Annotated in this window: 21 protein-coding genes; 15 read left to right on the forward strand and 6 right to left on the reverse strand. The window is 47.7% G+C overall.

The features are described 5' to 3' along the window. Positions 1 to 43: 43 nt before the first annotated feature. Both WN59_RS01635 and zwf read right to left on the reverse strand, forming a co-directional pair. Positions 44 to 892, reverse strand: coding sequence for a helix-turn-helix domain-containing protein (locus WN59_RS01635; RefSeq protein WP_197073380.1), 849 nt, complete (start codon positions 890 to 892; stop codon positions 44 to 46). Positions 893 to 911: 19 nt separating this feature from the next. Next, complete coding sequence (gene zwf, locus WN59_RS01640; RefSeq protein WP_046511564.1) at positions 912 to 2,396, reverse strand: glucose-6-phosphate dehydrogenase; 1,485 nt, start codon at positions 2,394 to 2,396, stop codon at positions 912 to 914. A 113-nt stretch (positions 2,397 to 2,509) separates the two neighbouring features. Between zwf and WN59_RS01645 the strand changes: the two genes are divergently transcribed. Further along, on the forward strand, positions 2,510 to 3,436 hold the full coding sequence (locus tag WN59_RS01645) for an MBL fold metallo-hydrolase (RefSeq protein WP_046511567.1): 927 nt from the start codon (positions 2,510 to 2,512) through the stop codon (positions 3,434 to 3,436). Here the strand turns inward: WN59_RS01645 and WN59_RS01650 are convergent. Further along, on the reverse strand, positions 3,411 to 4,331 hold the full coding sequence (locus WN59_RS01650; protein WP_046511570.1) for an alpha/beta hydrolase: 921 nt from the start codon (positions 4,329 to 4,331) through the stop codon (positions 3,411 to 3,413). The genes WN59_RS01645 and WN59_RS01650 overlap by 26 nt on opposite strands. Next, on the reverse strand, positions 4,328 to 5,239 hold the full coding sequence (locus tag WN59_RS01655; RefSeq protein ID WP_046511573.1) for an aldo/keto reductase: 912 nt from the start codon (positions 5,237 to 5,239) through the stop codon (positions 4,328 to 4,330). The genes WN59_RS01650 and WN59_RS01655 overlap by 4 nt, the downstream gene beginning before the upstream one ends. 242 nt (positions 5,240 to 5,481) lie before the next feature. On the opposite strand from WN59_RS01655, the gene WN59_RS01660 reads away from it, so the two are divergent. The 4 genes from WN59_RS01660 (at position 5,482) to deoB (ending at position 8,632) form a co-directional block, all read left to right on the forward strand. Next, positions 5,482 to 6,036: an NUDIX hydrolase gene (locus WN59_RS01660; protein ID WP_046511575.1), complete on the forward strand. Its 555-nt coding sequence runs from the start codon at positions 5,482 to 5,484 to the stop codon at positions 6,034 to 6,036. Positions 6,037 to 6,113: 77 nt separating this feature from the next. After that, the gene (gene fur / locus WN59_RS01665; protein WP_046511578.1) at positions 6,114 to 6,557 is read left to right on the forward strand and encodes a ferric iron uptake transcriptional regulator; all 444 of its coding nucleotides are present in this window, start codon (positions 6,114 to 6,116) and stop codon (positions 6,555 to 6,557) included. Positions 6,558 to 6,560: 3 nt separating this feature from the next. Further along, a complete protein-coding gene (gene xerD / locus WN59_RS01670; RefSeq protein WP_046511582.1) occupies positions 6,561 to 7,451 on the forward strand; it encodes a site-specific tyrosine recombinase XerD in 891 nt (296 codons plus the stop codon). 8 nt (positions 7,452 to 7,459) lie between these two features. Then, positions 7,460 to 8,632: a phosphopentomutase gene (gene deoB / locus WN59_RS01675; protein ID WP_046511586.1), complete on the forward strand. Its 1,173-nt coding sequence runs from the start codon at positions 7,460 to 7,462 to the stop codon at positions 8,630 to 8,632. Between the two features lie 91 nt (positions 8,633 to 8,723). Here the strand turns inward: deoB and WN59_RS01680 are convergent, their stop codons facing one another. Further along, complete coding sequence (locus WN59_RS01680; RefSeq protein ID WP_046511590.1) at positions 8,724 to 9,251, reverse strand: DUF309 domain-containing protein; 528 nt, start codon at positions 9,249 to 9,251, stop codon at positions 8,724 to 8,726. 33 nt (positions 9,252 to 9,284) lie between these two features. Here WN59_RS01680 and WN59_RS01685 point away from each other — a divergent pair, with 33 nt between their 5' ends. The 9 genes from WN59_RS01685 (at position 9,285) to WN59_RS01725 (ending at position 17,718) form a co-directional block, all read left to right on the forward strand. After that, positions 9,285 to 9,992 carry a segregation and condensation protein A gene (locus tag WN59_RS01685; protein ID WP_046511593.1) on the forward strand — a complete coding sequence of 236 codons (708 nt, stop codon included), beginning with the start codon at positions 9,285 to 9,287 and terminating at the stop codon, positions 9,990 to 9,992. Between the two features lie 5 nt (positions 9,993 to 9,997). Further along, positions 9,998 to 10,531: an SMC-Scp complex subunit ScpB gene (gene scpB / locus WN59_RS01690; RefSeq protein WP_046511596.1), complete on the forward strand. Its 534-nt coding sequence runs from the start codon at positions 9,998 to 10,000 to the stop codon at positions 10,529 to 10,531. After that, positions 10,531 to 11,256, forward strand: coding sequence for a pseudouridine synthase (locus WN59_RS01695; protein ID WP_046511598.1), 726 nt, complete (start codon positions 10,531 to 10,533; stop codon positions 11,254 to 11,256). The genes scpB and WN59_RS01695 overlap by 1 nt, the downstream gene beginning before the upstream one ends. A gap of 68 nt (positions 11,257 to 11,324) precedes the next feature. Next, entirely contained in the window at positions 11,325 to 11,885 is a 561-nt protein-coding gene (gene resA / locus WN59_RS01700; RefSeq protein ID WP_231577055.1) for a thiol-disulfide oxidoreductase ResA, read from the forward strand. A 12-nt stretch (positions 11,886 to 11,897) separates the two neighbouring features. Continuing rightward, on the forward strand, positions 11,898 to 13,532 hold the full coding sequence (locus WN59_RS01705; RefSeq protein WP_046511600.1) for a cytochrome c biogenesis protein ResB: 1,635 nt from the start codon (positions 11,898 to 11,900) through the stop codon (positions 13,530 to 13,532). A gap of 1 nt (position 13,533) precedes the next feature. Next, positions 13,534 to 14,733, forward strand: a complete 1,200-nt coding sequence (gene ccsB / locus WN59_RS01710; RefSeq protein WP_046511603.1) for a c-type cytochrome biogenesis protein CcsB — start codon at positions 13,534 to 13,536, stop codon at positions 14,731 to 14,733. Positions 14,734 to 14,751: 18 nt separating this feature from the next. Continuing rightward, complete coding sequence (locus tag WN59_RS01715; RefSeq protein ID WP_046511606.1) at positions 14,752 to 15,459, forward strand: response regulator transcription factor; 708 nt, start codon at positions 14,752 to 14,754, stop codon at positions 15,457 to 15,459. Beyond that, positions 15,459 to 17,156 (forward strand): sensor histidine kinase, encoded by a 1,698-nt coding sequence (locus WN59_RS01720; RefSeq protein ID WP_197073381.1) that lies wholly within the window; start codon positions 15,459 to 15,461, stop codon positions 17,154 to 17,156. The genes WN59_RS01715 and WN59_RS01720 overlap by 1 nt, the downstream gene beginning before the upstream one ends. 4 nt (positions 17,157 to 17,160) lie before the next feature. Next, positions 17,161 to 17,718 carry an ECF transporter S component gene (locus WN59_RS01725; protein WP_046511609.1) on the forward strand — a complete coding sequence of 186 codons (558 nt, stop codon included), beginning with the start codon at positions 17,161 to 17,163 and terminating at the stop codon, positions 17,716 to 17,718. A 38-nt stretch (positions 17,719 to 17,756) separates the two neighbouring features. Here WN59_RS01725 and WN59_RS01730 read toward each other — a convergent pair whose 3' ends face one another. Then, the gene (locus tag WN59_RS01730) at positions 17,757 to 18,011 is read right to left on the reverse strand and encodes a ferredoxin (RefSeq protein ID WP_046511612.1); all 255 of its coding nucleotides are present in this window, start codon (positions 18,009 to 18,011) and stop codon (positions 17,757 to 17,759) included. Between the two features lie 185 nt (positions 18,012 to 18,196). Here WN59_RS01730 and WN59_RS01735 point away from each other — a divergent pair, with 185 nt between their 5' ends. After that, positions 18,197 to 19,276 carry a LysM peptidoglycan-binding domain-containing protein gene (locus tag WN59_RS01735; RefSeq protein ID WP_046511615.1) on the forward strand — a complete coding sequence of 360 codons (1,080 nt, stop codon included), beginning with the start codon at positions 18,197 to 18,199 and terminating at the stop codon, positions 19,274 to 19,276. Positions 19,277 to 19,287 lie beyond the last annotated feature (11 nt).

Genomic DNA, 19,287 nt, shown 5'->3' on the forward strand with positions numbered 1-19,287 from the left:
CAAAAGAAGTACCGGGATCACTGATCCCGGTACTTCTTTTTTGTCAGTCAATGTATAATGACTGCCACACCTGCACTTTGGTGCCGGGGGAGGCAACATCGAAAGTGCTTTTCAGTACTTCCATTGAAAAATTGCAGTTCAGTTCGCCCTCTTCCTTGAAGCGCCATCTTCTGAAAATATAGCTGTAGATGTCCTCGACCGTTTCAGGCGCCGGTCCTGTTGATTCGAATATGACAAAATCACCGGACTCGGTATACGTCTCCTCAAATGGCGTGGGAAGGGTCGAGGTGACTCCTATCAGAATTTCCATGCCCTGTGAAACATATCTCTCATGCATGACGATCCCCTTGATGCTGCCATTGTTATAGCGGATCAGTTCATCAATGATACCGTTCCTGTTAAGATCATCGAGCAGATGATATTTTGCCTCTGCACTGTACTCTGCGATTGGGAAACGTTCCGCCACACCCACTATCCTTGTACTTTCCAGGTACTGTCTTTTCTCAGGGTACCGCGGCTTATCCACCGGCACCACCTCAAAGGAAATCCGCTCCAGGAGAGGGAGTGACCGGAAATGCTTCTCCGTTTCATATGGGGAGATGCCAAACGTCCTGAAATATGCCTCTTTGAACGGTTCGATGCCCGAATATCCATAATATTTGGCGATGTCTATGATACGCCTGTGCCCGGTGTATAGTTCATAGGCGAGCTCTGTCATCTTCCTTTTCTGCTGATATTCATAAGGGGTCATGCCGACGAGTGAAGTGAAGATCGTCATGAATGACTTCTGTTCAACGCCCATGGCATTTAAAACCTGGTCGTAATCGATCCTTCCCCTCAGGTGGTCTTCTATATAGACTATAAACTTTTCAACAAAATTCACTGTTTCCATGGCAATCTCATTCCATTCATCATACATCCCACCATTTGAATCCGTCGCGTGAGACGAGGAGCGTACTTTTTACGGGTCCGCTGGAGCCTGACTGGTAATTCGGAAAGGCTGCCGGACTGTTTTCCCATACTTTATTGACCGGGTCGACAAAAGCCCACGCGTTCATCAATTCTTCCTGGTGGGTGAAGTTTGTCGAATCACCGTTCAGGCAGTCATATATAAGGTTCTCATAAGCATCGACGGTCCGGGAAAGGTCCTGTTTGGCAACCGTATATGACAGCTTGATCTCTTTAGTGTCCTTCTCACCGGCATAATCCTTTACATTCAGGTGCAGTGTGATGCTTTCGTCCGGCTGGATACGTATCACCAGCAGATTTTTGGCGAGCACATCATCTTCCTCCGCCTGATAATAGAGGTTCTTCGGCACTTCCTTAAATTCCACTACAATCTTCGTTTCTTTTTCCTTCATGCGCTTGCCGGTGCGGACGTAGAAAGGTACACCCGCCCATCTGAAGTTGTCGATGAAAAGCCTTGAGGCGATGAATGTCGGAGTATTGGAGTCGTCGGCCACATTTTCCTCGTCCCTGTATTTGGGAACTGCTTCACCGTCAACGAGGCCCTCATCATACTGCCCGCGGACGAAATGCCTTTTGACATCCTTTTCACCGACTCTCCTGAGGCTTTTCAGGACCTTTATCTTCTCATCCCTGATATCGTCACTGTTCAGGCTGATAGGTGGTTCCATCCCAAGGAGGGAAACGATCTGGAGGAGGTGGTTCTGGAACATGTCCCTGACGGCGCCGCTTCTCTCATAATATTCCCCGCGGTCGAGCACCCCGAGTGATTCGGAGGAGGTGATCTGTATATTGGAAATGTAATGGTTGTTCCAAAGCGGCTCGAACATGCTGTTGCTGAACCGGATCACTTCGATGTTCTGTACCATCTCCTTGCCCAGATAATGGTCGATGCGGTAGATTTCATGTTCATCGAACGTATTGGTAATTTCGTTGTTGAGGGCAAGCGCACTGTCATAATCCCTGCCGAACGGCTTTTCGATGATGAGACGCTTGGATCCTTGTGTATCCGTCACTCCGGATTCCCGCAGGTTATCAGTTATGACAGTAAAATACTGCGGCGGCATGGCGAGATAGAATAATCTGTTGCCGGCCGTGTCGAACTGCGCCTCGAGCTCCTCGAACCTGTCTTTCAATATTTTATAAGTACTGCTCTCTGCAATATCCACTTGTACATAAAACACATGCTGAAGAAATGAACCAAGGCCATCCAGATTTTCCAGCTTTTTGTTGGAACTGATGGATTCCTCAGCCATTTCTCTGAAATCTTCGTCTGAAAAGTCCCTCCGGCCCACGGCAATGATTACAAAATTGTCTTTGAGTGATCCTTCCTGGAACAGATGGAACATGGAAGGCAATAATTTTCTGCTTGATAGATCGCCGGTTGCACCGAATAATGCAATGGCTGTTTTAAATGGTTGTGTATTCATTTCCAACAAGTCCTTTGGTCAAATTTTTCCTTATATCATTATTCCACTGTATACTGAAAAAAACAACTCTTTAATATGGTATAATGGACCAATCATTACAGACAGGTGATCATATGAAATTTACAGTTCTCGGTTCCGGGGCAGGCATACCTTCAAGGACCCGGAATACGCAAAGTTACATCCTCGACATCGTGGAGGAGATAAACCAGTATTTTCTGATCGATGCAGCAGAAGGCGTACAGCACCGCATATTGCATACCTCCGTGCGGCCCGCAAAAGTAAGGCATGTTTTCATCACACATCTGCACGGCGATCATATTTACGGTCTGCCGGGATTCCTTGCCTCCCGTGCCCATCAGGGGGGAGAAGACATCCCTCTGACCGTTTATGGACCTCCCGGCCTGAAGGAATGGGTGGGACTCACACTCAAAATCAGCGGATCCCACCTGAATTACCCGATACACTATGTGGAAGTGTCGCACAATATGCGATACGAAGTGGAGGGCTTCAGCGTGGAGACGTATTTGCTTGACCACACCGTGGACAGCTATATGTATGTCTTCAATGAACCTGAAAAGCTCGGCAAATTGGACACGGGTAAGCTGAAATCCATCGGCATCGAACCCGGCCCCCTCTACAAGGAGATAAAGGGCTCGGAGACATTCAGCCACGGCGGCATCACTTATGCGACCAGTGATTTTCTTGGCAGCCCCGTACCGGGAAGGAAAATATCCATCCATGGTGATACGAGGGTGATGACTTCCCCCGGCTACCTGTCCCTCGTGGATGGCTCCGACCTCATTGTACATGAAGCCACCTATCTGGAAGGGGAAATAGAAAAAGCACACATATATTTCCACTCGGAAATACAAAATGTGCTTCAGAACTTCTCGCAGATTGATTACAGGAAAATACTGTTCAGCCATATCAGTAACCGGTATGATGATGATGACATCAGGCGGATTAGAGAGACACTCGGCAATCATGCAACGATCGCCCATGACTACCTTGAAATCACCATTCCGCGTATTTCTTTATAAAACGGTCGACAGTTTCCCGGTATCTTACCGGGTTCCTGTTATAGCTTTCAACATGCCCGCCGCGATCAGGATACCAGGCCACTTTCGGTGGCTTTTTTTTATCGTACAGCTGACGGCTCTGTTCATACGGAATGAATTTGTCGGGCTTTGAGTGGATGAACAGCATCGGCTGTTCTATCTTGTCTATCACACGTATCGGCGACACTTTGAAAAGTGAGAAACGGCTCCTTATCCTGAAGAATATGTTGGTGAAGAACAGGACGAGAGGCGAGCCTATTTTAGTGTACTGGCTGAATATGTTGGTCAGCTCATCGCCGAGGGTTGAAAACGATGCATCTGATATATAGAACTTCGCCCTGTTCGACAGCTCGCCCGCATACAGTATCATTGTCGCCGCCCCCATGGATTCTCCATGTATGCCGACTTCTATGTCCGGGCCGTAATGTTCGAACAGGTAATCGACGACCGTCTCCAGGTCATATTTTTCATAGAACCCGTATGTGGAGTGTATGCCGCCAGTATTACCATGGCGTCTTGCATCATATATCACTGCGTTATAGCCCATTTCGACGAACATGTTCAGGTATTTGATCGAGCTGATCTTGTTCTCGGTGACACCGTGGCAGAGCACGATCCATTTATCCGTCTCATTGGGATGGACGAAAATGGCATTGATGCTGTAGTCGAACCTGGAAGGGATCAGTACATCGTCCTGTTCCAGTTGCTGGAATTCTTCCATATTCAGACGTTTCGCACGTGTTTCACGGCGTTTGATCACTTCCACATCCCTCAATTTGAAAAACAGTATCTGGCTCGAGGCGTAGTAACCGAGGGAGACCAGGAAAATGATCAATGATGATATGGCCGCGATCAGCCATTTAATCATCGATTTCATATTCTATGCTCCCCGTACTTCAGGATTTTTACAGCTTCCAGAATGCTGTTGTATCCATCATCCGTCAGATCCTCTGTGCGTCCGTAGCTTGCGAGGTTATCCTCCAGCTGCCGGAGGCTGCTGACCCCGTTGACGATGACGGCACCGTTCTTCCTGAGGAAAGCGTAGGAGAGGGCTGTCAGATCCCGGTTGATGGCAGCCAGGGCATCGACAGTTTCCTCCAGCTCATCCTTCGAATAATCGAGGACACCCTCATCGAATTTCTTCTCAAGCACACTGGAAGCCTTGTCACTGAGGAGGCCTTTCATCACCGGGCCGCGCGCCAGGGGACGGATGCCGGATAATCCGTCAGTGACTTCAAGCGGCCGGTTGTCGATCGGATTGAACTGCATCATCAGCGTTGCAATCGCACTGTGCTTTTTATAATAATCGATGACATTCATCCGGATGGAGGAGATGCCGTAGCTTCTGATCGTACCTTCCTGCTTCAGATCCTCGAAAGCCTGTATCGTCTCATCCTTGTTGTCTTCGATCGTTCCGCCGTGGAGCTGATACAGATCGAGCTCGCTTACACCCAGGCGGCGGAGTGAATCCTTGACCGCCTCTTTGATATAGGATGCTGATGGATTCCAGGCTGTCTTCTCCCGGTTTTTTGCATCAAACTGGTTGCCGACCTTCGTGCCGATGAGGAAATCATACCGCGAACGGTATTTTTCCAGTATTTCACCCACAAGCCTTTCATTCTCCCCGAATTGATAAAGGTCGGCTGTATCAAAATAATTGATGCCGGCATCAAGAGCCGTCTCTATTATCTTTTCGGATTCGGCCTTATCATCAATGGGAAGATTCATGCATCCCAGAGAAAGTTCTGACAGAGAAAGGCCGTCTTTAGTATTTAAGGTTCTCATTTGAATCAGTCCTTTTATATGATTGTTTTAATAGACATATTCAATTATAACAAGGGATTGCCCAATCTTGCAGTGAATGTGCAAAATTTACTGCTTCAAACCAATTGCCTGGAAGTTGATTATATGGGAACATGTCAATGAAGACATAGTTTACATATTGTCAGATTTTCATGGACGATATATTGGATAACGTGTATATTTGTTAAGGACATGCTGATTCCGGATTGGAAAGGAAGCTGATTATGACTGAAAACAACAATTACGATCATCTTAGAGAAAAGATCATCCAACAGGAAAGGGTATTTGACGGTAAAGTGATCCGGGTGGATCATGATACTGTGGAACTTCCGGACGGCGGACAGTCAAAAAGGGAGATCGTCTATCACAACGGCGCTGTATGCCTCATTGCAGTACATGAGGGGGTCATGTACTTCGTCAGACAGTACCGTATCGCCCCGGATGAATTTCTGCTGGAAATCCCGGCCGGCAAGATAGAAAAGGGCGACGCGCCCGAAGCAACAGCGAAACGCGAACTTGAGGAGGAAGTGGGTGCAGTTTCAGAAAAGCTGTCTCTCATTCACCAATTCTACGTATCCCCGGGTTTTTCAAATGAATTCGTCTGTCTCTATGAAGCAGAGAATATGGAAATGAAAGAGCAGATGCTCGACGACGATGAATTCCTCGATATTGTAAAAATTCCGCTGCAGAATCTCAGGGAAACACTGGCCGATGGTTCTGTCAGGGACTCAAAAACGATTATTGCCATACAATATGTAATTGAGAAACACAATTTATAATGATTATAAATAAGGCTTTTAAAACAATCAAAAATTCGATATAATGTTTGTGATTATCAAACAAAGTAGGTGAACACGTGGAAAACAGGATTGAGAGAATTAAAGATGCACTCCAGGAGGCGAGATATAAACTCACTCCACAGAGGGAAGTGACAGTCCGGGTTCTGCTTGAGAACGAAAAGGATCATTTAAGCGCCGAGGATGTCTTTATGAAGGTAAAGGATAAATATCCCGAAATCGGACTGGCTACCGTCTACAGGACACTGGAACTGCTGAGTGATCTTAAGGTTCTCGATAAAATTAACTTCGGCGACGGGGTCAGCCGCTATGACCTCAGGAAAGAGGGCGCCAATCATTTCCACCATCACCTTGTCTGTATGGAATGCGGTTCGGTTGAAGAAATCGAAGAGGATCTGCTGATTGAAGCGGAGAAGACTGTAGAGAAAGATTACAATTTCAAAGTGCTGGATCATCGTCTGACTTTCCACGGTATCTGCAAAAAATGCCAGGAAAAGGAGTAACAGATGGATTTCGAAAGGAATATTGGTGAATATCTGCTTTTCCTCAGTGTGGAAAAGGGGCTGAGCCAGGCGTCAATCAGCTCATACCGCCAGGATCTGAAACGGTATCAGGCTTTTCTGGAAGACCGGGGGATACAAGATTACAGCGCCGTTGATACAGAGCTGATCATTTCGTTCCTCAAGCTTCTGAAAGAAGAGGGGAAGAGCGCCAAGACAATCACCCGGATGCAGTCGACACTTAGAAATTACCATCAGTTCCTGCTGAATGAGGATGTCGTGAAGAGCAACCCCGCCATCAGGCTCCATACTGTCAAGGAGGACAAGAAACTGCCTGTATATCTGACGGTCGGGGAGATGGAAACACTTCTCAGGACCCCTGATGGTTCCACAGCCGGCACCCGTGACCGGGCGATGATGGAGCTTCTCTACGCCTCCGGCCTCAGGGTCAGTGAAGTGATTGACATAAAGACGACTGACCTGAATGCCGATATGGGTTTCATACGTGTGAGGGGGAAGGGCAGTAAAGAGCGGATCGTGCCCATGACAGATCATGTGGGAAGGCTGCTGACGAGCTACATAGCCAATGAGAGGCTCATCCTCCTGAAAGATGATGATGTGGATGCTTTATTCATAACGAACCGGGGTAAAGGGTTTACCAGACAGGGTTTATGGAAGACGATCAAAAAATACGAGATGCTGAGCGGCATCGGAAAAAACATCACGCCGCATACTTTCAGGCATTCGTTTGCCACCCACCTGATCGAGAACGGCGCAGACCTCCGGGCAGTGCAGGAAATGCTCGGCCATTCCGATATCAGTACAACCCAGATATACACACAGATATCTGCAGTGAAGATCAGAGAGATGTATACGCAATACCATCCGAGAAAGTAGGAGATAAAATGTTCAACAGAATCCACCTCATAGTACTTGATTCAGTAGGAATCGGGGCGCAGCATGATGCAAAAAAATTCGGTGACGAAGGATCCCACACTTTGAAACATACGCTGGAGTCGCATCCGGTCGCGCTGCCAAACATGGAAAGCTTTGGCCTCGGGTGCATCGATGCCCTGCCGGGAATGACGTGCACTGACAGCGCGTCGGCATTCTACAGCAGGATGAGCGAGGTTTCCCAGGGCAAAGACACGATGACCGGCCACTGGGAAATTGCGGGCCTTAATATTGAAGAGCCGTTCAAAGTCTACCCGGACGGCTTCCCCGAAGCTCTTCTCGACAGGATACGTGAAGTTTCGGGCAGGGGGATCGTCGGCAACAAACCGGCCAGCGGTACGGAAATCATCAAAGAGTATGGCGAGCATCAGATGGAGACAGGCGACCTCATCGTCTATACTTCAAACGATCCTGTCCTGCAGATTGCCGCCCATGAAGAGATCATTCCACTGGAAGAGCTTTACGATATATGCGAAAAAGTGCGTGCCATGACTACGGAGCCGGAGTTTCTCGTCGGCCGGATCATCGCAAGGCCATATGTCGGGGACTCAAAAGAGAACTTCACACGGACGGAAAACCGCCACGACTATGCATTGGAGCCGTTTGGCAGGACAGTGCTGAATGCACTTGAAGACAACGGCAAGGATGTCATCGCCATCGGTAAGATCGATGATATCTTTACAGGGTCGGGTGTCACTGACGCAGTGCGCACGAAGAACAATGAAGACGGCATGGACAAGCTGCTTGAAGTGATGGACAGGGATTTCAACGGCATCTCCTTCCTCAACCTTGTGGACTTCGATGCACTTTACGGACACAGGCGCAATCCTGAAGGGTACAGCAATGCACTGAAGGCATTTGACGACCGCCTGCCTGAAATCGTCTCTAAGCTTAAAGAGGACGACCTGCTGATCATTACAGCGGATCACGGCAACGATCCGACTTTCACAGGCACCGACCATACGAGGGAAAGCGTGCCTTTATTGATGAAAGCGGGCAGGGACATGGGCTACGGAAAAATCAGCGATTCAGATACTTTCAGCAACGTGGCTGCAACAATTGCGGAAAACTTTAAAATCGAATACCAGACACACGGCAAAAGTCTGCTGTCGGAGCTGAAATAATATGAAAGGCAGATATCCTGTCTTCATATTCCTGTTCCTGTTTGCACTCATCTGGGGCTTTGTGTACTGGATTTTCATAGTATAGAAAACATCAATCCTGATGTTTTCTTTTTTTGAGCGCGGCTTCCCGGTCTGATTCAACCTGGCGCCTGTCCCTCATGCGGTGTTTGTTGACTGTGAATTCGTCGGTGACGTGCCGCGTTCTTCTCCATTTGAGAAAACTTTCATACGGCATTCCGGGCAGATAGGTGCTGTTCAGCTCCATGAGGATATTTTGGGTAAGCGGGAATTCCAGAGGGGAGAACCGCACATCGTGCATATCTGCAAGACGGCTTTCCATAATGCTGATGATGGAGGGTTCAAGCCCCCCTTTCTCAAGCGCGAAGGGACGGCGGTCAAATATACTCAGTGCTTTCCTGTATGATTTTACGGCACCGGCAATATTCCCGCGTCTGTAATGGTATTCGCCGACGGCCATCAGTATGAGGAACACTTCCGGGTCCTCCTTTGTCCTTTCAGCTTTCGATTTCCATGCTTCTTCCATGATTTCATGGCATTCGAAGTAATCTTGCTTTATAATGAGTTCGTTATAGAATTCTAGAAGATCGGCTGTTTTCAATGACATACAACTCCCAAGTCAGAGGTAATTTTTATGGATGTATATAATGTGAAACTGGATATATTCGAGGGGCCGCTTGATCTGCTGCTGCATCTGATTAAGGAACTCGAGATCGATATTTATGATATCCCGATGCGGACTCTCACCCAACAGTATATGGAATATATCGATCAGATGAAAGAACTTGAAATCAACTTGGCGAGCGAGTATCTGGTGATGGCGAGCGAACTGCTTAAAATCAAAAGCCACATGCTCCTGCCTGAGCCCGCACATATGGAAGAGGAGTATGAAGATCCGCGCGAGGCGCTTATGGAACAGCTGCTTGAGTATCAGAATTACAAGCAGTACGCCGAACAGCTCCGCATGCTGAAAAAGGAAAATGAAAAGGTCTTCATCAAAGCACCGCATGAATTTGAAGAGGCGGAAGATGACGGCAGTGACGTGGATATCTCCCTGCCGGACCTACTGGCCGCATATGAAAAAGTGCGGTCGAGGATTTCGGTCGACCGGCCGGTGAGTGTTACGATAGAGAGAGAACCGGTCACCCGGGAGGAGGCTGAAACATTTCTGGCTGTGAGGCTGAAGGACAGGAGGAAGCTCAGTTTCACCGAACTCTTCAGTTTCAGCGAATCCAGATCGATGGTGGTGGCTGTATTCATCACTATACTGGACCAGGTCAAATCAAGAGAGATTGCCCTGCACCCCGCATATGAGGGGAATTTTGAAATCGAAAGGCTGTAGCAGGAATGGAAAAGATAGATATCATGGAAGGTCTTCTGTACATCGCCGGTGATGTCGGCCTCACCGAGGAACAGCTGATCATGCATGTGCCGATAACAAAGGAACAGCTGTATAAAGAAGTTGAGGCATACGACCGGCCGAACCTGAAAATAAGGAGGCACGGCGGAAGCTTCTTCCTGGAAACCACACCTGAGATGGAAAAGTATATACGCCGGATACTTGAAGAGAGACCCGCATCAAAACTGTCCCAGGCATCACTCGAAGTTCTTTCCATCGTCGCCTACAACCAGCCGGTGTCACGGAGTGATATAGAAATGCTGCGCGGTGTGGCTTCAGACGGGCCGGTCTCTACGCTTGCCGGCAAAGGGCTGATTCAAAAGAAACTTCTGCAGGACGAACGGGCTGCACATTTTATAACAACAGATTATTTCCTCCAGTTATTCGGTCTTGGATCACTTGAAGAGCTGCCGAGCCAGAAGGATATCATGGAGCAGGAAGAAATGGATCTGTTTTTCAACAGTATAGAGGAGGATGAATGATGGAAAAGGTAAGATTACAAAAGGCGATTGCTGACAGTGGTGTCACTTCAAGACGGAAAGCGGAACAGCTTATTACAGAGGGAAGGGTGTCGGTCAACGGTGACGTGGTTGCCGAACTCGGATCGAAAGTGGCTGCCGGCGACAGGATAGAAGTGGACGGCGTCCCACTGACTGCCGAGGAGAAGGTGCATATCCTCTATTATAAGCCGACAGGGGAGATCTCAGCAGTTGCGGATGACCGCAGCAGAAGCACGGTCACCGATGCATTCAAACAGATGGATGTGAGACTGTATCCGGTCGGACGTCTCGACTATGATACATCAGGAATACTGCTCATGACCAATGACGGGGAATTCACCCAGTATATGACCCACCCCAAGTTCGAGATGAGCAAGACCTACCGTGTAAAGATAAACGGCATACTAAAACGCGACCAGCAGAAGGAGATGCGGAAGGGCATCATGCTGGAGGACGGCAGGACAGCGCCGGCCGGAGTGAAAATCATCCGGGATAAAAAGGACAGGCAGATGATCCTTGAGCTGACAATCCATGAAGGCAGGAACCGCCAGGTGAGGCGCATGTTCGAACATTTCGGGCTGGAAGTCCTCAAACTGACCCGTATCAGGTACGACTTCCTCACTCTGGACGGGCTTGCAGAAGGGGAATACAGGTTCCTGAAACCGCATGAAGTGAAGAAACTGATAGCGAATGCAAAGGACGAATAATACCGCTCCAATTGTCATAATACTGTCATACAGGACAAAATTATAAGATGCTATAATGAAATTTATGAATGAACGTACAGGCAGGTGAGAATATGAAGCGCGGAACACGCAATATTTTAAGAGTGAGCATCATTGTAACCGTTGCAGTTTTAATCGGTATCACGCTGTGGTTCAACTTGACCTCTGATAACAAAACTGTTGCAGTGGGGGATGAGGCGGTCGATTTCCAGCTTACCACGATGGAAGGTGAAGAAATAAGGCTTTCCGAGCTGACCGGTGACGGCAAAGGTGTAATCCTTAATTTCTGGGGTACATGGTGCAAGCCATGCCGTGAGGAAATGCCTGATATGAATGATATTTATACATCAGATGATAATGAGGAATATGAAATTGTGGCAGTGAATGTAGCGGAGAATGAACAGCAGATCAACCAGTTCATCTCGGGGCTTGATGCGGACCTTGAATTCCCCATAGCACTGGATGAGTCAAGGGATGTCACAGAAGCATACAGCATCGGCCCGCTGCCGACAACAATAGCGGTCAACAAAGATGGCACTGTAGTCAAAAAACAGGAATATCAGCTGACTCATGAAGATATCCTGGCATTCATTGAAGATGCCACAGAATAGGATGAATGTATGATGGAACTAAAAGAAATCAAATGTGAATCGTGTGGTCATGTCAATCCGCCAGGCACACAGCTGTGCCAGTCTTGCGGTAAGATGATCAACAGTGATTATGACAGGAAAAAAATCAAAGATCTGATGAGATATGATGGCAGTGCAGTGAGATCCAAGGTCCGGTCAAAAAGTATTTTTGACAAGATCTGGATCTTCTTCACGTCCATTAAAGTAGGGGTCATGATCATTCTTGCCATCGCCGTTGCAGCCGCGATAGGGACGATATTCCCCCAGGAATATTTCATACCGATCGGGGTGGATCCGGCAGATTACTATCAGGAGAACTACGGGACGCTCGGGTACCTGTATTATTCACTGGGCTTCCATAACCTCTATTCCTCCTGGTGGTTTGTACTGCTCAACGGCATGCTTGCACTGTCGATCATCGCAGCAAGCATAGACAGGGGCATCCCCCTCTTCAAGTCGCTGAAGAACCAGCGCGCTAAAAAACACGAGTCATTCTACAGAAGACAGCGCCTGTTCATGCACGAAGAGAACAAAGGCAATGCAGATGAGGTGATCAGCCAGCTCAAATCCAAAAGATATAAAGTCCGTAAAGACGGGGATAATTACTTACTTGAAAAAGGAAAGCTGTCCAGGTGGGGACCCTACATCAACCATACAGGTCTTATCATTCTGCTTATCGGAAGCATGCTCAGATTTTTCCCGGGCATGTATGTAGATGAAATCATCTACCTCAATGAAGGGGAGACGAAGGACCTGCCGACAACGGACGGTCAATACTATGTCAAGAACGACGGATTCATATTGGACACCCATGATGAATCCTCGGGAGAGGTGTTCGAAAACTCTCTCAATCAGGGAAACAACATAGTCAGCAATTTCCAGACTAACATCTCCGTTTACGAGAATGAGAGTTCGGATGTTGTCGGTGCAGAACCCGAACTTACTAAAATAGACGACTACAGCATCAGGGTCAACCACCCGTACCGCTTCGGTTCATATGAACTTTATCAGTCGAGCTACGATGATTCACAGATGAAGGCAATGACCTTCAGACTCGAAGACGCGGATGGGAATACAGTCGGTGAGAACTTCACCGTAAATCTGGATGAACCCGACCAGTCGTATCAGATAGATGAAAGCACAGAGATAAAGATGAGAGCCTATGCCCCGGACTTCCAGGAAATCGCCGATAACGGAACGCTTGTTTCAGAAACGCCAGTGCCCCGCAACCCGGCTTTCGTATTTGAAGTGAATGCCGGCGGTGAAAGCGAACTGAGTCTGCTCCAGATCATGAACAGTACTGATATTACGCAGGACAACGATTACAGCATACGCTTTGTGGAAGCCGAACAGCATATGGCAAGCGTACTGACACTCAAGAAGGACCTTACCATCCCTCTCGTGGCAGGCGGATTCGTCATTTTCCTTGCGGGTGTATTCATCGGTTCATACATTAACCACAGACGTATCTGGATCAGCCTCGAAGACGGTTTTACACTGGCAGGGCATACAAACAAAAACTATTTTGGCATGAAAAAGGAACTGGATCCGATACTGGAGGCAAATTCATTTCCCCCGGTGTCAGATAAACAGGAATTAGAAGACAAAGCCAAAGATAAGGAGTCTTAGAATGGAAACTCAACTTGTGTCCATAAGCAGCAGCCTGCTGTATGCGGCCTTTATAATATATCTCGTGGCACTTCTGCCGCTGGCAGCAAGCATCAAATCCAAATCAAATAAGCCGGGACGGGTCTCGATCATCATGATCGTGGCCGCGTTCATCATGCAGCTCGGCTATTTCATACTGAGATGGATTGCCCAGGGGCATGCGCCTGTTTCAAACATGTATGAATTCATCACCATGTTTGCAATAATGCTGATTGCGGGCTTCCTGATAACGTATCATTATTTCAAGACACAGGTTTTCGGATTATTCGCGATTCCTGTATCACTGCTCCTGGTTGCATACGGGAGCATGTTCTCACGGGAAGTGGAACCCCTGATACCGGCACTGCAGAGCAACTGGCTGGCCATTCACGTTATCACCGTCACCCTTGCATATGGTATACTCTCAATGAGTGCGGTAGCCGGCCTGATCTATCTGCTGAAAGCTATACCGGCTACGGAAAAATCATGGCGTGCACGCTTCCTCGAAGCAATAATGGCAGGTATAGTGATTGTCATCACATTCATCGTAACAACAGTACTCATGGAGTCCATAATAGGATATCAGGATGATTTCATGTACACTGACAAACAGGGACAGACACAGGTGGCGGAATACCATCTGCCGAGTCTGATCAACTTTGAAGGTGCAGTGCCGGTTGAGCATGTCGGAGAGAACAATTACGAAGAGGCGGATCATTTCCACAGCGGAATCAACCTTCCTCCGCTGATCGACTCTCAGAAACTGAACACGGTCCTCTGGTCTGTGTTTACTGGTCTCATCGTTTACGGTATCATCAGGTTAATAATAAGAAAACGCCTGTCGGCTCTGATAAAACCACTTACGGACAGGGCGGACCTCAATCTGATGGATGAAATCGGCTATCGTTCCGTCATCATAGGATTCCCGATATTTGCTCTCGGAGGCATTTTCTTCGCTGCGATCTGGGCACAGATTGCATGGAGCAGATTCTGGGGATGGGACCCGAAAGAGACCTGGGCATTCATCACGTTCATGTTCTATACGATATTCCTGCATTTGAGACTCAACAGGGGGTATGAGGGTGAAAAGTCGGCATGGCTTGCCGTCATCGGATTCCTGCTCATACTTTTCAATCTCATTGCTATCAACCTGCTGGTCGCAGGCCTGCATTCTTACGCATAATATGAAAAGAGGGTTTGTATGGCTGAAAATATACTAATCGTCGATGATGAAGAACGCATCAGAAAGCTGCTCAATATGTACCTGGTGCGTGAAGGATATGAAATTACAGAGGCGGATAATGGAGAGGAGGCACTGGAGCTTGCAATGGAAAAGGATTTCCACTGCATCCTCCTCGATCTCATGATGCCGAAAATGGACGGCATCGAAGTTGCCAAACGCCTGAGGAACCACAAATCCACGCCGATCATCATGCTCACCGCAAAAGGTGAGGAGAACAACCGGGTGGAAGGCTTTGAAGTCGGGGCGGACGATTACATCGTCAAACCTTTCTCCCCGAGGGAAGTCGTTCTGAGGGTGAAGGCAATACTGAGACGTTCCTCGGAAACCTCCTTCATCGAAGCTGATGCAACAGCAAAAGATGTCATTGCATATGAACACCTTGTGATTGATAACGATGCCCACAGGGTCCTTGCGAACGACACAAAGGTGAACCTTACACCGAAAGAGTATGAACTTCTTCTCTTTTTGGCGAAAAGCCCGGATAAAGTGTTCGACCGCGAGGAGCTTTTAAGTGAAGTCTGGCACTATGATTTCTATGGTGACCTGCGTACCGTGGACACCCATGTCAAGCGCCTGAGGGAAAAGCTGAACAAGGTGTCGCCCGAGGCGAGTGAAATGATCCACACGGTCTGGGGCATCGGCTACAAATTCGAGGTCAATGAATAATGAAAGTATTGAACAGCGTCGTAACTAAACTGTGGTTGACTATCATTCTGATAGTGACTACAGTTTTAATTATATTATCAGTCATACTCAGCATGTATTTCAGGAACTACATGCTCAATTCCACAGAGACTCTCCTTGAGGAGGAGATTTCACGTGCTGAAGAAATTGTTCTCTCGAGGCATGACAATCAGGATCTTAATGCCACATTGCTCCGTGAAGACAACCTCATCATCTACAGGGACGGGCAGATGATTTCTCAGCAGTCCTCGACAGACCGGGAAATATACTCAAGGATCATCGAGGGTGACGGGGAAGGGAACACTTTCCTGCTTGAAGATATTGAAGGCCATGATTATATGGTCCGCGTCTCCAATCTGAGTGATTTTTTCGACAGTGAAATGGCGATCATCAAATACCGCGATCTTGAGGATATTAACGAATCCATGGCGGCAGTCACGATGATCATCATAGCCAGCGGCTTCGTCCTGTTCCTCATAACTACATCTTTCGCATTCTTCCTGATCAACAGGATCACGAGACCGCTGATCAGCCTGAAAGATGCTGCCTTCAAGACCGCAAAAGGGAAATACAATACAATTGAAACAAAAAGCAGGGATGAGATCGGCGAGCTCACGCTTGCTTTCAATAAGATGAACAATGACATCCAGAGCAATGTGGAACAGATCGAGCATGAGAAGAATCTGAGGGAGCAGATATTCACCTCCATCAATGAAGGTGTCCTTTATTTCGACAGCCGGGTCAGGCTCATATATTCAAACAAAAAGGGAAACTACCTTTACGATCATATGAAAGCACAGACTGAAACCTTTGAAGGTTTCCAGAACGATATCAGAGAGATCGTCCAATACAGGGAGCCGGCCGTCGAACGTGTGGATATAAACGACAGGCATATGCAGTTCTCTTACACACCGGTCGAACAGGATCGTGAACTGTTCGGTGTCATCCTCCTGATCCGGGACATTACCGAAGAAGTGAACACGGAGAAGATGCGTTCGGAATTCATCGCCAATGTCTCCCATGAACTGAAGACACCGATGGTCATGCTGAGCGGCTATTCAGAGGCATTGATCGATGACATTGTCACAGAACCCGAAGAGATCAAAGAAATGGCGGGCATAATCAAGGATGAATCGGACAGGATGAACACCATGGTGAATGAACTGATCACCATAGCACGGATGGATACAGGTTCCGACTTCTTCAGCATCGAGGAAAATGACTTTGGCGACCTGCTCGATAAACTGGCTGCCAGATTCCGCCATGAGATGCAGGGGAACGGCATCTCCTTCAATATAGAAGTGGATGATCCTGATCCGGTATTCAATTTCGACTATGACAAGATCAATCAGGTGCTGACGAACCTTCTCGACAATGCAATCCGCTATACATCAGAAGGTGATAATATAACGATCGGAATCCGGGACACGGGGCGGTTCAAGATCATAGAGGTCCGTGATACGGGGGCCGGCATACTTCCTGAACATCAGGAACGTGTCTTTGAAAGATTCTATAAAGTCGATGAGTCGAGGACACGCGGCAAGCACGGCACGGGGCTCGGGCTCTATATCGTCCGGAGCATCATACACAGGCACAATGGTACAATTGAACTGGAAAGTGAGTTCGGCGGCGGGACGACATTCCGCATCACACTCCCAAAAACAAACGAAGAGAGATGAGGCCATGAGACAAAATAAACTGCAACGCCTGATTCTGATCAGCATACTCGCAGCCCTGTCATTTATACTGATGCTCCTGCAATTTCCAATTCCGTTCATGCCGCCGTTTCTGATGGTGGATCTGTCGGATATTCCGACATTCATCGGGTTCATATTACTGGGTGGCATCGCCGGATCACTAATCATTGTTCTGAAGATCGTACTGTATGCACTGCTCATGGCGAGTGAACCCATCGGGCCGCTCGCAAACCTGCTTGCGGCATTTTCTCTCATGCTGCCGGTCTATTTCATGTATGTAAGATCCAGAACCAGAAAATCACTGGTCACGGGCTTCATATTAGGCATCTTATCACTGACACTCATGATGGCGGTGCTCAATTACTTTGTACTTCTGCCGATGTACGGCCTGATCATAGACCATACAGATCTGATTGCGAATATCCGTGCAGTGGTCACAGCCGGAATCATACCATTCAATCTCATCAAAGGCGTCATAGTGTGCCTTGTCTCATATCTCATCTATGTGAGGTTGATTCCAAAGCTTGAAAAACTGCTGAAATGAAAAAAGAAGTGCAGCCCGGGCTGCACTTCTTTTTATAACTATTCGAATTTCAACGGATCGCCGTCAAACGGTTCTTCTTCCACTTTGATGGAATCCGTGGGACAGCCTTCAAATGCATCCTCCATGTCTTCAAGCAATTCTTCGGGCACAGGGGTGACACCTTTGTTGTCATCCAATATCACATAGGCGATGCCATCATCATCGTAATCATATATATCAGGTGCAGCTGCTCCGCAGGCACCGCAGGCAATGCAAGTATCCATATCAACTATGGTATATTTCTTCCCGCTCATTTTTTCACCTCTCACCATTTCTACATAACTATTTTACGGCTATCCGGGCTGATTTTCAATTATATTCCGTCCGGACCGTATACAATACGACTATTGGCGTATCCTTCATTTTATTATCACTTTAAAATGTAATGGAAACGTAATATAATTGAGGAAAGAATTATTTCAGTTTGAGGAGAATGTCAATGAAGGACGATTTTTATAAAGATATTGAACATAAGCGTGCTTCTAAGGATGTCGAAGAGGCGAAGAATGAACCGCAAAAAGATGAACAGAAGCAGACGATGAAACGCTCCGACCGTCACCGTGCAAAGCTTGAGAAGGAAAATGAAAAAAAGAAGCAGAAACAGGCTGCGGCGTCGAAGCCGGATAAAAAGAATCCTGCGATTTTCGCCGGTGCCGGCCAAAAATTAAAGTCCTATTTCAATCGTGAAAACCTTGAAAAAGGGAAGGTATTTTTTGCGGGAAAATTATCAGCATACAACAGACGGTTCAAAGATGAAGTGAAGGTCTCCAAGGCAAAGCTTTCCGAACTTCGCAGCAGGCGGCCGTCACCGGCAAAAGAAGGGGAGGGGAACAAAGAGAAGAAAGGGATTCTGCCCATCCTCCTCGGCGGAGCGTTGCTTCTGCCGGTAACCATAATCCTATTCGTGATGATCATCAGCAATTTCTGGCCATCCGGTAATAACGGCACAGAACTTGCAGGTGCCGGTGAAGAGGATACGGAAGAATCCTCCGGTGACCAGACAGACGGTGATGTCAATGAGGATCTCGAGTCCCAGAAAGCCGAAAAGGAAAGGGAGCTTGCAGAACAGCGTGAAAATGAATCCGGATCTGATTCTTCATCCGGTTCGGATTCCGGGCAGGATCTGGGTACCGGTGAGCTTGCTTCCGACTACTCTGAAGAGGAGCGGTCGGAACTTGAAGAAGCCGCATCCTCTGCAATCGAAGAAAAGGAATCAGGGGAAGACTCCGGCTCGGATACAAGCGAAGTGGAGACATCTGAAGAAGAAACAACTGAGGAACCGACAGAAGAGCAGACCTCGGAACAGCCGGCTGAAGAACAGACAGAGGAACAGGCTGAATCTGAAGAAAGTACTTCAGGGGGAGCCACTCACGTCGTGAGCGCTGAAGACAACCTGTACAGGATCGCCATCCGCTATTACGGAAGCGGCAGCAGCGAAAATGTCAATAAGATCATGGATGCAAACGGTGTGACTCCCGACTCTCTGAGTGTGGGACAGGAGCTTGTCATACCTGAATAGAAAGGTGCTAA

It is taken from the genome of Salinicoccus sediminis, from assembly GCF_000986795.1.
GTDB lineage: Bacteria > Bacillota > Bacilli > Staphylococcales > Salinicoccaceae > Salinicoccus > Salinicoccus sediminis.